12 protein-coding genes and 1 tRNA gene are annotated in these 15,840 nt (G+C 68.2%); 6 read left to right on the top strand and 7 right to left on the bottom strand.

Annotated elements, in window-relative coordinates:
* Positions 1-99: 99 nt before the first annotated feature.
* From BN976_RS15540 to BN976_RS34180, 5 genes are all read right to left on the bottom strand, one after another.
* A complete protein-coding gene (locus BN976_RS15540; protein ID WP_011781228.1) occupies positions 100-2,118 on the bottom strand; it encodes a bifunctional copper resistance protein CopD/cytochrome c oxidase assembly protein in 2,019 nt (672 codons plus the stop codon).
* A 31-nt stretch (positions 2,119-2,149) separates the two neighbouring features.
* Positions 2,150-4,501 carry a glycerol-3-phosphate 1-O-acyltransferase gene (locus BN976_RS15535; RefSeq protein ID WP_011781229.1) on the bottom strand — a complete coding sequence of 784 codons (2,352 nt, stop codon included), beginning with the start codon at positions 4,499-4,501 and terminating at the stop codon, positions 2,150-2,152.
* Entirely contained in the window at positions 4,498-6,075 is a 1,578-nt protein-coding gene (locus tag BN976_RS15530) for an HAD-IB family hydrolase/lysophospholipid acyltransferase family protein (protein WP_011781230.1), read from the bottom strand. The genes BN976_RS15535 and BN976_RS15530 overlap by 4 nt, the downstream gene beginning before the upstream one ends.
* Before the next feature lie 26 nt (positions 6,076-6,101).
* The gene (locus tag BN976_RS15525) at positions 6,102-7,589 is read right to left on the bottom strand and encodes a wax ester/triacylglycerol synthase family O-acyltransferase (protein ID WP_036371788.1); all 1,488 of its coding nucleotides are present in this window, start codon (positions 7,587-7,589) and stop codon (positions 6,102-6,104) included.
* Between the two features lie 153 nt (positions 7,590-7,742).
* A complete protein-coding gene (locus BN976_RS34180) occupies positions 7,743-7,904 on the bottom strand; it encodes a group I intron-associated PD-(D/E)XK endonuclease (RefSeq protein WP_234935326.1) in 162 nt (53 codons plus the stop codon).
* Between the two features lie 143 nt (positions 7,905-8,047).
* Between BN976_RS34180 and BN976_RS15520 the strand changes: the two genes are divergently transcribed.
* A tRNA-Arg gene (locus BN976_RS15520) sits at positions 8,048-8,120 on the top strand.
* Positions 8,121-8,151: 31 nt separating this feature from the next.
* Here BN976_RS15520 and BN976_RS15515 read toward each other — a convergent pair.
* Both BN976_RS15515 and BN976_RS15510 read right to left on the bottom strand, forming a co-directional pair.
* Positions 8,152-10,683, bottom strand: a complete 2,532-nt coding sequence (locus tag BN976_RS15515) for a CocE/NonD family hydrolase (RefSeq protein ID WP_036371786.1) — start codon at positions 10,681-10,683, stop codon at positions 8,152-8,154.
* 95 nt (positions 10,684-10,778) lie between these two features.
* Complete coding sequence (locus BN976_RS15510) at positions 10,779-11,588, bottom strand: TetR/AcrR family transcriptional regulator (protein WP_011781233.1); 810 nt, start codon at positions 11,586-11,588, stop codon at positions 10,779-10,781.
* 91 nt (positions 11,589-11,679) lie between these two features.
* Here BN976_RS15510 and BN976_RS15505 point away from each other — a divergent pair, with 91 nt between their 5' ends.
* The 5 genes from BN976_RS15505 (at position 11,680) to BN976_RS15485 (ending at position 15,839) form a co-directional block, all read left to right on the top strand.
* A complete protein-coding gene (locus BN976_RS15505; RefSeq protein WP_011781234.1) occupies positions 11,680-12,081 on the top strand; it encodes a hypothetical protein in 402 nt (133 codons plus the stop codon).
* Positions 12,082-12,213: 132 nt separating this feature from the next.
* Positions 12,214-12,948 (top strand): dienelactone hydrolase family protein, encoded by a 735-nt coding sequence (locus tag BN976_RS15500; protein ID WP_011781235.1) that lies wholly within the window; start codon positions 12,214-12,216, stop codon positions 12,946-12,948.
* Between the two features lie 60 nt (positions 12,949-13,008).
* Positions 13,009-14,394 (top strand): PE-PPE domain-containing protein, encoded by a 1,386-nt coding sequence (locus BN976_RS15495; protein WP_199558953.1) that lies wholly within the window; start codon positions 13,009-13,011, stop codon positions 14,392-14,394.
* Between the two features lie 58 nt (positions 14,395-14,452).
* Positions 14,453-15,049, top strand: a complete 597-nt coding sequence (locus tag BN976_RS15490; protein WP_036371785.1) for a class I SAM-dependent methyltransferase — start codon at positions 14,453-14,455, stop codon at positions 15,047-15,049.
* Between the two features lie 37 nt (positions 15,050-15,086).
* Positions 15,087-15,839, top strand: coding sequence for an enoyl-CoA hydratase (locus tag BN976_RS15485; RefSeq protein WP_036371781.1), 753 nt, complete (start codon positions 15,087-15,089; stop codon positions 15,837-15,839).
* Position 15,840 lies beyond the last annotated feature (1 nt).

The following is a 15,840-nucleotide window of genomic DNA, read 5'->3' as shown; positions in this document are numbered from 1 at the left end:
AAGCGTCGATGTGCTGCATCGGTGTCGCGAGGCCGGCCCGCGCCCCGACGCTAACACAAGCCATGAATATCTGAACAGGTGAAAATATGACGGTCCCGATCAGCTCCGCTCACGCTCGCGTCGGGCGAGTTCGGCAAGCATCGCGTTGTAGGCGGCGAGGTCGGCGTCATCGTCGCGATCGGCGGCGCGGTCGAGACGTTTGGCGGTGCGATCGTCGGTGCGCCGCCACTGGACGAACAGCGCGATGAGCACCACGACGAGCGGGATTTCGCCTGCAGCCCAGGCGATTCCGCCACCGAGTTTCTGGTCGCCCATCAGATCGGTGTGCCAGCTCAGCTGCAGCGAGCGGTAGAAGCTCTCGGCGAGCACCGACTGGGTGCCCATCAGGACCACACCGAAGAACGCGTGCAACGGCAGCGAGGCGAACACCACCGCAAGCTTCGCGAGGTGCGGTATCGGCCGCGGTGTCGGATCGATCCCGATCACCACCCAGTAGAAGAGGTAGCCGCTGACCAGGAAGTGCAGGTTCATCGCCAGGTGGGCGAAGTGACTGCCCGCGGCGGCCTCGAAGAGGCCGCTGAAATACAGCCCGTAGAACCCGACGACGAACAGCGCCGTCGCGACGATCGGGTTGGTCACCACCTGCGAATACCGTGAGTGCAGTGCGGCCAGCAGCCATTCCCGCGGACCGGGCGGACCGTCGCGACCGGCGGCGGGCAACGCCCGCAGCGCCAGCGTGACAGGGGCGCCGAGCACCAGCAGTATCGGCGCCAGCATCGACAACAGCATGTGCGCGATCATGTGCATGCTGAACATCGCCGGCATGTAGCGGCCGATCCCCGAGGACGTCGCCAGAAGCAGCACCAGGCAGCCCAGCAGCCACGCCACCACCCGCCCGATCGGCCACGCGTCGCCGCGTCGGCGCAGTCTGCGCACGCCGGCGAGGTAGACCAGGGCGAACACGATCGCCGCGGTGCCGAAAATCAGGTCGAAGCGCCAGTCGAACAGCACCTTGCCCACCGTCGGCGGACCGGCCAGGTCGTAGCCGATCTCGACCGCAGGTATCGACAGGTTCGTGTTCGTCGGGGGCGGCGGCGGGGTCCGGCCGAGCGCGACCGCGACACCGAACGTGAGACCGAAGACGACGGCCTCCACGAGCGCGAGCCGGATGAGCGGCTGCCGCGCATCCGGGTCCTGTTGCAGCGCGGCGACCGCCCTGCGGCGCTGCTGCCAGCCCAGTCCACCGAGCGTCACCAGCGCCACCAGCTTCGCCAGGATCAGCAGGCCGTACTGGGTGCTGACCAGGTCCGCGGGCCGGATGCGGACCAGCGCGTTGATCACCCCGCTGAACGCCATCGCGACGAAACACCACAGCGCGACTGCGGAGAACCGGCGCGCGGCGAGGGGACCGTGGCCACCTCCCCGCAGCGTGTGCACGAGCAGCGCCAGCAGACCGCCCGCCCAGATGGCTCCCGCGACGAGATGGATGAGCAGGCTGTTGGTCGCGATGTCGTGGGATCCGCCGGACGACGAGTGCCCGGACAGTGCCAGCGGCAGCAGGGTGAGCAGCGAGCCGGCGAACAGCACCGGGGTCCAGGACCAGCGCAGCACCGGGATGCTGACGACGGTGACCAGCACGGCCAGCAGTGCCGTCCAGCGCCATGCGCCCGCGATCTCGATCAGGTCGGCCACCGACCAGATGTCGGCCGGGCTCAGTCGCGTGGCCAGCGGTTGACCGCTGACGTCGGAGACCGTCAGCGGCACCATCAGCACCGCGCACACCGCCCAGGCACCCGCGGCAGCCGTGCCCGTCCGCAGCGCGCGGTACCCGGCGGCGTCGAGAACCTGATTCTGCTGGGGCGGCACCATGAACGCGGCGAACAGGAACCCTCCTGTCGCGGTCACCGCCGCGATCTCCCCCACGGCCTTCACGAACGGCAGTCCATAGCTGGTCACCGGGCCCGGGTCGGGCAGGCCCGTCGCGGTCAGCGCATCGGCCAGCGACAACGCCGAGAGCGCCGCCGCGGTGACGCCGGCCAACACGGCGACGCCGTACAGCACCGCCCATACCGGCGCGCGGCGCACACCACCGGGCGCGACGGGGGCAACCGAAGTCATGCGCCCAGCGTATGACCCTGGCGAAGGCGATCTACGACACAGGGTCGTTGCGTAGCTGCCTACGGGCCCGCTCGCGGGCGAAGAACTGCCTCCGGGCGCATCTGTCGACGGTGTTCATGTCCTTGAGGATGCCGCGCAGCTCGGTACGGAAGGCCCTGCGGCGTTCGGCCAGATCGGCGGCCGGTTCGAGCAGATGCTGATCGGCGGCCACCTGACGGGCCGTGGTGAACAGCAGCGCCGACACCGACTCGGTGCTCTGCACCCGTCCCTGCGCGAGGTACTGCTGCCCCAGACCCAGCGCCTTGGCCGTCAGATCCTTCTCCGAGATCTCCGCCGGCGCGTCGATGAGAGCGTCGGCGACGATCTGATAGGCCTCGAAGAACGGACGCAACAACGGACCGGCGATCGCGGGCCGCTTCTCCCGCAGCAGTGCGTCGAGCCGGTCGCCACCCGCGGCGACGTCGGCCTCCCAGTTCGCATGCCACGACATCTCGGCGGCCACGTGGTCGCGGTAGCCGGCCGAATCGGCGAAGTAGAACTCGAACTTCAGCAGATCGCGCAGCCGCATCACCTGAGCCCAGAACGCATCCAGCCGGTCGGTGTCCGTGCGGGTGGCGCAGGCCAGCGCCAACTCGACCAGGGAGGTCTCCAGGAACGCGTCGATGAGCGAGTTGCGGTAGAACGCGGCCTCGAGCTCGTCCTCCGGGGCGATGTTCCAGACGGTGACGCGGCCGCTGTCGGTGCGGGTCACCGGATGCCCGCCGGACAGCGCGTCGAGCGCGGCGCGCACCCCCTCGGGGGTCCGCAGCCGCAGCGCGCTGTTGGTCATCGGAGTCTGCTTGCGCTCCAGATAATCCAGCGAGTCCTGCAGGGTGTGGTGCAGCTGGTCGAGGGTCAACGCGATGCCGCGGGTACTGAGCAGCAGCGCCGACACCAGCGCCGTGGCGTTGACCGGTGTCACCTGCAGGATGCGCCACGCCACCTCGAACGCCATCTTGTGCATGGCGAGCCGTTTCGCGGACTCGTCGGTCGCCATCGGGCCGTGCGGCTCGCCGAGGTACTCGCGCATCGAGACCGCCTCCGGGAAGCGGACGTAGATCTTGCCGTAGTTGCGCTCCCCCTGCGCCCGGATGTAGTTGACGAGCCAGGACAGGCCCTCGGGGGTTTTCTCCCCGCCCCTGGCGTAGGACGCGTACTCGGCGGTCTCGTGCAACTGGTCGAAGCTGATCGACACCGGCTGCAGCAGAATGTCGTCGCTGCGCCCGTCCAGATAGGCGTCGGCGACGTAGGCGAGCAGACCGAGCTTGGGCGGCAACATCTTTCCGGTACGCGACCGGGTGCCCTCGATGGCCCAGGACAGGTTGAACCGCTTCTCGACGATGTAGCCGACGAACTGGCGCAGCACGAACTTGTACAGCGGATCGTCGAGTTTGCGTCGCAGGAAGATGACACCGGATCGGCGCATCAGCGGACCCATGAAGCCGAACGACAGGTTGACGCCGGCGAACGTGTGCACCGGTGGCAGCCGGTTCTCCTGCATCGCGACCGGCACGATCGCCCCGTCGAGGTAGGACCGGTGCGAGAACAGCAGGACTGCCGGGTGGTTCTCCAGCGCGTGCCGCATTGCTTCGACCTCGGAGCGGTCGTAGTCGATGTTGGGGTCGAAGCCGCGGCTGAAGATGGCCCGGCCCATCGCCGGGATCAGGTCCACCGAGAAGCGACTCCAGCCGGTGCCGAGTTCGTCGAGCATCTCGCCTGCCTGCTCGACGGTGGCGCCGGGAATCTTCGCCAGCCCCTCACGGAACCGCGCCGAGGCCAGCACCTCGGGCTTGATCAGCCGCGGAGACTTGTATTCGGGACCCAGCAGTCGCAACTCGACGCGCTCGATCGCCAGGATGGCTCGCCTGAGCACGAATCGCGCGAATTCCCGGGGGTTCTCGGCGACGGTCGTCTCGCTCCAGCGCTTCCTCAGCTCGGAGACCTTGGCGGGTTCCCCGGCGACGACGCGGGCGCGGGACGGGTCCCGTTTGAGGATCGCGTGCTGCAGTGCCTTCGGCGGACGGTAGGTGTCCCGGCCGGACAGCACCGCCACCACCTTGGACCGTGTCGGCAGTCCGCCCGGGATCCAGAACACGCGCACCGGAACGACGGAGCGGTCGTCGTCGGCCTTGAGCAACTCGACGAGCTGGGCAAGCACCGGCGGTGCCGGGTCGTCGTCGATGGGCAGCTTGAGCACTTCGATCCTGGAGTCCGGATGCGCGCGCCGCTGGCTCTCCAGCCAATCGCTGAGCAGTGCCTCCTCGGCGGGTGAGGAGACCGAGGCCAACACGAGCGTGTCCTCGACGGCGGTGTAGGCCGCGAAATCGTCGGCCCGGACCTTCACGGCCGGCCCTTCGTGCCACCGGCCCGCTTGGTCGGCGCCTTGGCGGCTGCCTTCTTGGCCGGCGCCTTCTTGGCCGGGGTCTTCCTGGCGGTCGACTTCTTCGCCGGTTTGGCACGTCTGTACAGCTCAGGCGTGGGCAGCTCGTCGTGCGGCCAGTCCTTGAGCGTGTCGATATAGAGCTGACGCACTTCGTCGATGCGCTCCGACAGGTTCTCGCGGGTCCAGTCGTCGACCGGAATGGGCGGGTAGACAACGACATCGACGGTGCCCGGGTTGAACGTGCTGGAGTCGCGCGCGGCGATCACCTCGGCGTTGCGGATCACGATCGGCACGATCGGGATGCCCACCGACATCGCGATGCGGAACGGTCCCTTCTTGAAAGGGCCCACCTCGGTGGTGTCCAGCCGGGTGCCTTCGGGCGCGATCAGAATCGAGAGCCCTTTGCGGGCAAGCTCTTCGACCTTGTGCAGTCCCTCGACGGCCTTCTGCGGATCGTCCCGGTCGATGAAGGCGGCGTCCATGATCTTGCCCATCGTGCCGACGATCGGGTCGTTCTCCAGCTCCTTCTTGCCCACCGAGGTGAAGTTGTCGTTGACCAGCCGCCCGGCGATCAGCGGGTCGGCCTGGTTGCGATGGTTGAAGATGAACACCGCCGGCCGCTGGGCCGTCAGGTTCTCCTTGCCCAGCACCTGGAGATTGATGCCGACCGTGTTGAGCAGCGTCCGGCCGAACATCGAGGTGAAGAAGTTGACTCCGGTGCGCTTGTTGCGGGTCAGCAGCCCGACGCCGATGGCGCCGGCGGCGATCGGCACCATCGTCGCGATACCGACGGCGGTGCGCACCTGCGAGGCCGGGCTGGCTCCGCTGCGGCTGCTGAAGCGCAGGATCGGCCAGCCACGTTTGGCGGCGACGGCCGCCATCTTGCCCGCCGGGTTGGTGGGGCGTGGATTGCCGACCAGATACATCAGGGCGACGTCCTCGTCACCGTCGGCGTAGAAGTAGCTCTTCGACAGGTCGATGTCGTTGGCGGCGGCGAATTCCTGTACCGCCCTGGCCTTTCCAGGTCCCCAGATGATCGGCCGCTGGACCTCGCCGGTGATCAGCCCGTCGTCGTCGGTCTCGAACTTGTTGCTCAGCACGTTGTTGATGCCGAGAAACCGGGCCACCGGCTCCACCTGCACCGTCAGCGCGGACGAGGACAACACGACGGTGTGGCCGCGCGCCATGTGTGCGCGCACGATCTCGCGCATCTCCGGATAGATTCTGCCGACGATCTTCTGGACGAAGAGCCGCTCGGCGAGCTCGTCGATGTCGTCCACCGAGTTGCCGCGCAGCATTCGCGCACCCTTGCCGATCAGGTCCTCGAACTCCGAGCGGCCGAGCTGATGGTTGAGCCCGGCCTGCACCATGCCGATGAACTCACCGACCGACATCTGCCTGCGTCGCAACCGGTCCTGTGTCATCACCACGCCGGTGAATCCGGCCACGAGCGTGCCGTCGAGGTCGAAGAACGCACCGATCTCGGGGCCCTCGGGGCTGGCGTGGATCTCGGCGACCGATCCCGGCAGGCGCATTTGACGGTTGACCGGTGTCTCCGATGTCACTGTGGGCCACTTCCATTCAGTCGGGCGGAGTCTAAGGGCGGTGTGGTCTGCGCGGTGAACGTCGCCGGTACAGCGCGGCCGTCGCCGCCGAGGGCCAGCACTTCGTCGAAGCCGGCCAGCAGGCACTGGGCGAGAAGGTCCGGGTCGGTGATGGCCGCCCTGTCGTAGCGGGCGGTGACCGTGCAATACCCCGAACGCGATATCAGCACCACCATCATCGCCACGCCGGGCAGCGGCCCAAGGCCGTACTGGCGCAACACTTTCGCCCCGGCGATGAAGGTGTCCCCGGCGTAGACGGGGACATTGCTGGCCTGCACGTCGGAATTCACGAAGGAGCCCGCCATCGACTCGAGCACGGTGTCGGGAAGCAGGCTGACGACGGGCGCGATGGCCCCGACCATGTCCATTGCACGTTCGTCACGCTTGCGGGTCATCTGCGATCGGATGTCCTGGATGCGGACCTCGGGGTCGGACACCCCGATGGGCGCAGCGAGATTGACGCCGACGAACCGGTTACCGCCCGCCGGATCCGCTTCGGAGCGCAGGTTGACCGGCACGGCCATCGGCAGCGTGTCGATGGGCACGCCTTTGGCCTCGTGGTAGAGCCGCAGCGCCCCGCACAACCCGGCCAGGTACGCGTCGTTGATCGAACCGCCCGCGGCCTTCGCGGCGCGGTGCAGGTCGCCGAACTCGATGTCGATGGCGTCACTGCGTGACGACAGGCTGCGCCGGCGCAGGATCGGTGACGGGTCGGCGACCGGGCCGACCACCCGGAGACCGGACATCGCGTAATCGAACGCGCGGCCGAGCCGCGAGACCGGGTCGCGCACTACATGACCGACCGCCTGGGCGGCGCCGAACAACGCGTCGCGCACGCCGCCGACGATGGTGCCGGGCAGCCGGTTCATGCCGGCCCTCATCAGATCGTTCGGCGACAGGTCGGACGGGATGGGCAGCGGCGGGGTGCTCTGCGGCGGCGGGTCGCGCTCGAAGTCATAGAGGTTGGCGAACATCTCGACACCGCCGACCCCGTCGGTGACGGCGTGGCTGAGGTGGACCATCAGCGCCGCCCGCCCGTTCTCCACCCCCTCGATGAGGGTCGCCGTCCACAGGGGCCGGGAGATGTCCAGTGGGGACTGCGCAGCGATTTCGGCGAGATCCATCACCTGCCGGAAGGTGCCCGGCTGCGGGACCCGGACCCGTCGGACGTGGAAGTCCAGGTTGAAATCCGGGTCGACGACCCAGCGCGGCGCCGCCGTGGGCAGGGTCGGTGTGACGACCTTCTGACGCAGCCGCAACACCTTGCGCGAGGCGTTGTCGAACCGGGTGCGGAACGTGTCCCAGTCGGGCGTGGTGTCGAGAAGTTCGAGGGTCATGATCCCGGAGCGGGTGCGCGGGTTGCCCTCGCCGCGATGCAGGATCTGGTCGAGCGGGCTGAGTTCCTCCGGGAGTCCGGCCGCATCCAGTTCCGGCTCGTTGCTCATGCGCACCACGCTAGTCGGCGGCTGTGTCGGACGAGGTGGCTTTGAAAGCTGTTCAGCCGCGGCACCCCGCTTCGATGGCCAGCGCCATCCCGTTCAGAATATGTGCAGGGACCGGTTGGACTGTTGGTTAGGGATTCAGCGCACCGTCCAACGTCAGCCTGGGATCAACGAGGGCAGGTCGCGAAAAGCCGCCGCATTCAACACGCCTGCCAGCTGACCGTTCTTACTCGGCGCGATCCGCAGAGTCACCGATACACCGTGCGCGGAAGGGCTGATGTAATAGCACTCGTCAGTCTCTGGGCAGTAGACACACACCAGATCGACTGCTGACTAGGTCAGCATGAGCTTTCGCCACCCCCAAGCCACCCTTGTCCTTCGTGTGGTGTACCCCCATGGATCTGACAGTAAGGTACGACGGGTCCAGCGGTATGCGCCGATTCGGCTAGGGTGTGTGCGCTGCCTCCGTAGCTCAGCGGATAGAGCAGCCGCCTTCTAAGCGGTTGGTCGCAGGTTCGATCCCTGCCGGGGGCGCTTCTCGGCGTGTGACTCCCCGACGTCGGCGTCAGACGGCGACCAGCACCTCGGGCATCTCAGGCAGGCTCGGGTTGGGACCCTGATTGGTCCCCTTGGTGGTGGTCGGCATCGTCACCTCGACGCTCTCCACGTTGATGAAGCCGAACTGCGTCGCGTTGAAGTAGGACGTCGCGGTGGTGAATATCTGCAGTTCGAGTTCGCTGTCGGGCCCCACGGTGTAGGCGATGTCATTCAGGTCCACCGTGACGACCTGGTCCCGGCCGTTCAGCGTCACCGGAACCGGGGTGACGATGTTGCCGACGACGAGTCCGGTGCTCCGGTCGACCACCTGTGCGTAGATGTGCCGGCTGGTTCCGAAACCGCTGTAATGGATCACCACCGAGGGCGAGCCGACGACGTTGGCCTCGGCGACGGGATTCTCCAGCGCGATGGTGACCGCGTTACTGGCGATGGATCCGTCACCCAACGAATACGGCAACGGAACCTCCGGGTTGGGACCGGAACCACCGATGAGCGGGATGATCGGCAGCACTTTGCCGGTGTCCCACACGGTCGTCGGAATGACACCGGGCGGGTCGTAGAAACCGGCCTCGGTCGGGGAGACCTCGGAGGTCCACCGGTCCCCGTACTGATCGGTCCATTCGAAGACGACGTCGTCCTGCGAGCCGTCGTCTTTGACGTAGCGGTACATCCACGCCAGCGTCTCGCGCATCACCCATGCCGAATCGGCCTCGCCATTGCCTTGTCCGGGAAGGCACGATCCGTGCCCGCCGCAGAACCAGAGCATCTTGACGTCCTCGTTCAGCGCGAGCAACCCCTCGTTGACTATGGACTGCTGCAACGGGAACAACACGTCGACCGTGCCCTGGATGATCAGGGTCGGTGCCGAAATCCCCCGAACCGTCTGGCCCGGGCCACTGGTCTGGAGCAGTTGAATCTGACCGGGGGTGAGGACACCGAGAATCGCACCGGTGATGATGCCGCCGTAGATCTGCGGGTTGATCCTGGCGCCGGTGGTCACCAGACCCAGCAACAGCAGGGACGAGTAGGCCGTCTTGAAGGACCGGTCCGGGTAGAGCGAATCCGGCAGGGTGTTCCACGCCCAGCCCGGCGCGATCGCGTCGACCCGGTTGTCCCCGGCGGCGGTCACGAACTGGATGCCGCCGCCGTAGGAGACACCGACCATGCCCAGCGTCGGATCACCGACTCCGTCGAGTTCGACGCCGTCGAGACCGGCCGCCCAGGATATGAGCTGGGAGACGTCCTGCCCCTCGTACTGCGGGCTGTCGAGCTGAAGCACGCCACCGGAGGCGAATTCACCACGTGGGTCCCACGTGACCACGTTGTAGCCGCCCAGCCGGAATGTCGACACGAACGGGTTCTCCGGATCGGTGGCGCCCGCCTGCGCCAATCCCGGCCCGTAGAGGATGGTCTCGTATCCGGGATTGCCGTCATCAGGGTTCCCGTCGGCGATCGCCGGGAAGAAATTGGTGCTGATCTGCGTGCCGTCCCACGACGTCACCATGGTGGTGTAGGCCACCGGCGTTTCTGCCGGAGTCCGCAAGAAGTCGATGTCGACCAGGATGTCCTGTCGCGTCGCGGTGCCGATCAACGGTGCGAGGACGGTGCTGATGACCGGAATCTGTTGCAGGGTCATGATGACCGGCGCCAGAATCGACGATCCCACGATCGGCAGCCCGATCAGGAACGTCGTGAACTGCGTGTTCTGCGCAACGAGAACCGAGAACGTCTCCTGCCCGGACGGCCCGTCGGCATTCTGTGAACCGTCGGGGTTCTTCTCCGACGCGAAGGGTAGAAACCTGAAAGCGCCTGTCGTCGGATCCAGGGCGAGCTTGCCGCCCTTGTCCGGGTCCTTGATGAGGGTGAACGTCGATCCGTCCGCGGTGGTGCAGGTGGGCCCGACGACGCAACCGCCGATCACCCCCGCGGTCACACCGACGGAGTAGGGCGGAATCTCCAGCGCCGCCTCCTGCTGCGCCTGCAGTTCCCGTCGGGTTCCGGCCAGCAGCAGTAGATCGGCGGCCGATCCGCCGATCGGGGCCGTTCCGCTGTCGTCGGCGATGGGGTCGAGCGCGAGGTCGGCCGACGCCGGCGGTGACACGACCGTGGTACTCACTACCGGCGCCGAGAGCGACGCGGTGTCGTCGGCGGTGTCGACAGGTTCTGCGGGTGTCGTCGAATCTTCACCCGTGCCGCCGCCCGACTGCTGCTCTTCGACGTCGGACGCCTCGTCGTCCTCGGCGGTCTCGACATCGGACGCCTCGTCGTCCGCGACGGTCCCGACATCGGACGCCTCGTCGTCCTCGGCGGTCCCGACGTCGGACGCTTCGTCGTCCGCGCCGGTCCCGACATCGCTGTCCGAAGCGGCGCCTTGCCTGGCCGGGCCCTCGGCAGAGCTGTTCTCGGTCGCTGTGGTCTCCGAGCTCGCAGTTCCCGTGTCGTCGGCGTAGGCGACACCCTGCCCCGTGAGAATCGCGACACCCACCCCCAGGGCGACCGCCAACCCACCGACCCGACCGACATACTTCGCTGCGCCCATGTCACGACCCCTTCGCGCGGCACCCCGAACGGGGCAGACACTACGCCGACGCGACTTGGCCGAAATGGGTTTTCGGATGACCGGTTGCGGGGACGTCAGTTTGCCGGTGACCGCCCGGATCCCCGCGCCCGGTCACCGATCACGGGGGCCAGTCCGTCGAGGACCCGGGCCAGCCCGAACCGGTAGGCGTGTTCGGCGTTGTAGGCCCCGCCGAGGGCCCGGCCTGCGGCCTCGCCCACCCGCGCTGCCAGCGGGAACTCGTCGGCGTCGAACACCGTCGCCAGCACCGGCCCGGCCTGCTCCCACCAGGTGTCGTCGGTGACGCCGCTGTCGGCGCGCGCAGCGTTGGTGTCGATCGCGATGCGGGCCACCGACATCACGAACCCGAGCACATAGGTCAACGCCGAGTCCATGTCGAGGTCGCTGAGGCCGAGTCCGTCGAACGCACACAGTTCGTGTTCGTACTTGGCGATCATCCCCGGCCCCAGCGGGGGCCTGGTGGTCGCCAGCTGGGCGACCCACGGGTGCTGTTCGAGCAGCTCGCGGTTCTCCCCGGCGATCGCGGAAACCCTGTCGCGCCAAGCCATCCCGCTCAGATCACGACGTGGCATCTGTCGGTAGACGGTGTCGAGCATCAGGTCGAGGAGTTCGGCCTTGCCGGGAACGTAGGTGTAGGTGGCCATGGTCGCGATGCCCAGACGGGTGGCGACCGCGCGGATGGTCACCGCGCCGAGACCGTCGGCGTCGGCGATCTCGATCGCCGCGGCCACCACCGCATCGACGGTGGTGCGCTGCCTGGGGCCGCGGCTGGTTCGCGCTTCACCCGGCGTTCGCCACAACAGTTTCAGCGTCCGAACCGGGTCGCCGGCACTACTGCGCTCGGGACCGGCTCCACGGGTGACCATCCGGCCGATCGTAGCTGCTCCGGGCACCCGCGATATTCGTGTACTTTGTACAACGTACTTTGTACGCTAATTAGTGAGAGGATGTGGTCGCATGCCCGCACACGGTGGATTCGCCCCGGCACCGGAGGACGTCGAGGAGGTGCTGGCCTGGTTCGCCCGCTACGACGCGCTGGCCGTCGCCAGAGACATCGAGGCCATGGCCGATCAGGCGATGTTCCCCGTCAACGAGGTCACCGACGGGCAGGCCGAGACGTGCGACCGGGAACGGTTCGTCGCGCAGATGACCCAGGAACTGGGAGGTGCCGGCGATATCGCGATGGAGTCCGCGCGCACACCGCACTTCATCAACGAGAACCTGGTGTTCGTCGTCACCGACGCCACCATCACGGCGGCCGGGCACAGCCAGCAGGTCCGGTACGGCGACCTCCTGGTGAGGTGCGGCGGCGAGTGGAAGTTCCAGACGATGGTGCAGGGCGGGTGGGGCGAATCCTGACCTGACGGCCGGCCCCGAAACTGAGCTTGTGCCCGACGGCGAATGACGGCGCGCGAGTTCAGTTTCGGCGGTCGTTCCGCGCGCAGCGAAACGCCTTCCCCGGCCTCGGGCCCCTGTGGAAACGTCGGCCGCATGACCGTGCAGCACACCTCCCTGCGTCACATCATCGACGGCGCGCAGTTCGACGCCGTGCTGGTCCGCGACGACGCCGCCGGCGCCCCACCCACCGTCCTGGTCGTGCACGGCATGGAGGGCCGCAGCGACGCTCAGCTGCAGTTCGCGAACCGGCTGGCCGAGCGGGGCTACCAGGCCATCGCCGTCGACCTTTTCGGCGAGGACGTCAGCCGCGGCGGCATGGAGGCCACCAGTGCGGCCATGACGGGCTTCCTCGACGACCGTGAGGCGCTGGCCCGGCGCCTTGCGACGGTGTTCGGGACATTGACCGGGGCCGCCGAGGTGGACGCCGACCGGGTCGCGGCGATCGGATTCTGCTTCGGCGGTCTCTGCGTGCTCGATCTGGCCCGCGCGGGGCACCCCCTCGTCGGGGTCGCGAGCTTCCACGGCCTGTTGACTCCCCCACCACAGCCTCAGCAGCGTGAGGTGACCGCCAAAGTGATCGTCTTCCACGGCTGGGACGACCCGTTCGCCCCTCCGGAGGACGTCGTCGCCCTGGGGCGGGAGTTCTCCGGCCGCGGCATCGACTGGCAGCTGCACGCCTACGGCAACACCCTGCACGCGTTCATGGCGCCGTTCGCCGACGATCCGGCCCGAGGTGTCCTTTTCAGCGAATCCGCCTCACGCCGGGCTTGGACGTCGGCCGAGCTCTTCCTCGCCGAGTGTTTCGGCACCGAGATCCCAGCACACTGACCCAGGGGGTTCGCGTCGCGCGCTCCGGCGGGTACCGTGTCGCGGGGAGGAGTCACCGGTATGAGCAAAGTTCGCCACAGGATCGGAAGCGCTGCGTGCGGCGTCGCTGCGCTCGGGATGGCGATCACGGTCGGCGGGGTGGCGGCCACGCAGCCGGCCTCGATCTCGGCCTCCCCCGTGGACCTTACGGCGCTGATCGTCGTCGGCAGCTCCACCCACCCCGACCCCACCGGCAACGAGGACTTCTTCGGCGGCAAGTTCAATCAGGCCCCCTACAACCCGGGCGGCCAACCCGGCCCCGATCTGATCGGACTCGACTTCCGCGGCGGCGCCGCAGCAATCGAGCAAGCGCTGCAAGAGAATTCGGGCGAGGACAACGCCGTGCTGTCCTCCGGCTGGGGTGCGGCGAACGCCAGCCTGGTGCTGAACCGGCTCGACCGGGCAGGCGATCCGGCGCTGCCGAAGTCGCTGTTCATCCTGGACAACAACGTTTCGCGTCCCGACGGCGGCTTCGGTACCCGCTACCCGCTGTTCGCCCTGATCGGCGTGAATCCCTTCCCGTCGCCGACCGACACCGCCGCCAGGGCCGTGGTCGACATCGCCTACCAGTACAACTACAACTCGAACGCGCCCGCCGACCTGCTCAACCTCGTGGCGCACGTCAACTCGCTGGTCGCCTACCTGTACGGCTACCGGGAACAGTCCGAGATCGATCTGCCGGTGGATGTGGACGGCAGGCCGACGGCGTCGTGCGGCGGCGCCAACACCTGCGCGGTGCTGGCCGGTGGCGTCGACGCGCTGCCGTGTGACGACGCCCGCTGCGCCATCCCCTCCGGCGAACGGGTGCTCGCCTACGTGACCACCCGGGGCAACACCACCTACGTCACCTACACCACCGACGAGCTGCCCCTGACCCGGCTGATCCGCGCCGTTCTGGGCGACACCGTGGCCGATGCGTCCGCACCGCTGCTCAAACTGATCGTGGACTCCGCCTACTACGACGGCAATCCGATCTCGTCGGACCCCAGCCGCTACCGTCCGGCGCGGCTGATGCCGTCGTTGGGCGAGCTGATCGGCACCGCGTCCAAGGTCCCCGGAGCCATCCGCGAGGGACTGGAAACGCTGTCCGACAACGACTCTCGGCAGAGCGCAGGGCCGGCGCGCGAGACCGTCACCGCACAGACGGTCGAAGCGGCGGGCCACCGAGACGACGGTCCTGCCGCACCGGGCGAGGACGACGACGATGCGACTGAAGTCGGGCAGGACGATGACGAAGCGGCAGAAGTCGGGCAGGACGACGGCGCCGTGGACGCGGACCCGGCCGTCGACGAGTCCGCGGGTGCCGAGGACTCCGTAGGCACCGACGACGCGGTGGCGGCTGCGGACCCCGAGGGCGGCCTGACGACGGACGCCGCCGGCGGGTCCGGCGAGGAGTCCTCCGAGTAGTCGGCGCGACGGTCGGCGGCCCTGGTCGAACAGGCGGCGCCGCTGGCACATTCGAGACATGCAGGATTACTGGAATCACAACACCGCCTATCACCCGTGGCTGGTCGGTATCGCGGGCGAGCATCGGGGCGATGTGCTCGACATCGGTTGCGGCGACGGATTGCTGGCCCAGCGTCTGCTGCCGGTCTCCCGTTCGGTCACGCTGATCGATCCCGACCCGGATTCGGTGGCGCGTGCGCAGGCGCGGCTGGCCGGGCACGCCGACGTGTCGATCTCCCAGCAGTCGTTTCACGACTATCGCCCGGAAACGGCGCTGTTCGACGTGATCACCTTCGTCGCGAGCCTCCATCACATGGCACTGCGGGAGTCCCTGCGCAAGGCCCGTGCGCTACTCCGACCCGGCGGGGAACTGGCCGTCGTCGGGCTCAGCGCGAACAGGTCGGCGTCGGATTGGATCTGGTCGGGACTGTGTCTGCCCGCCGTGCGCATCGGCTCGCGACTGCACCGCGAAACCCGCGACATCGGGGTGGTCGTCGCCCAGCCGCGGGAAAGCCTGCGCGAGATCCGTTTGGTCAGCGACGACGTCATCCCCGGAGCTGTCGTGCGCCGCGCGCTCTACTACCGATATCTGTTGCGGTGGCGCAAACCGGCGTGAACGAAGACGACAGGTTCCGCGCCGTTAGGCTGACCGGATGTCCGAACTGGTACTGACGCAGGTCGAGGACCGCGTCGCGCTCATCACCATCAACGATCCCGACCGGCGCAACGCGGTGACCGCGGAGATCTCGGCCGCCCTGCGCGCGGCGGTGGAAGCCGCCGAGGCCGACACCGGCGTGCACGCGGTGATCGTGACCGGCGCGGGCAAGGCGTTCTGCGCCGGCGCCGACCTGACCGCGCTCGGCGCGGCCACCGAGAACGGACTTCGGGTGATCTACGACGGCTTCCTGGCCGTGGCGGAGTGCAACCTGCCGACCATCGCCGCGGTCAATGGGCCCGCAGTGGGCGCCGGCCTGAACCTGGCGCTGGCCGCCGACGTGCGTATCGCGGGCCCGGCAGCGCTGTTCGACCCGCGCTTCCAGAAGCTCGGCATCCACCCTGGTGGCGGCGCCACGTGGATGCTGCAGCGCGCGATCGGACCGCAGGCGGCACGGGCCGCACTGTTGTTCGGGATGCGCTTCGACGCCGAGTCGGCGGTGCGTCACGGGCTCGCGCTGGAGGTCGCCGACGATCCCGTCGCCGCGGCGCGCGAGCTGGCGGCCGGTCCAGCGTCGGCACCGCGCGACGTCGTCGTCTCGACGAAGGCGTCGATGCGGGCCACCTACAACCCCGGCATCTCCGACCTCCATCAACATCACATGGCCGTCGACATCGAGATCGGGCCGCAGGCCCGTTCGATCGAGTCCCCCGAATTCGCCGCCCGGCTGGCCGCGGCCCAGCGCAGGTAAC

Origin of the sequence: Mycolicibacterium austroafricanum (assembly GCF_000612725.1) — a bacterium.
GTDB classification, from domain to species: domain Bacteria; phylum Actinomycetota; class Actinomycetes; order Mycobacteriales; family Mycobacteriaceae; genus Mycobacterium; species Mycobacterium austroafricanum.
The sequence above is the reverse complement of the archived record's forward strand: the minus strand, read 5'-3'. Positions and strand labels throughout refer to the sequence as shown.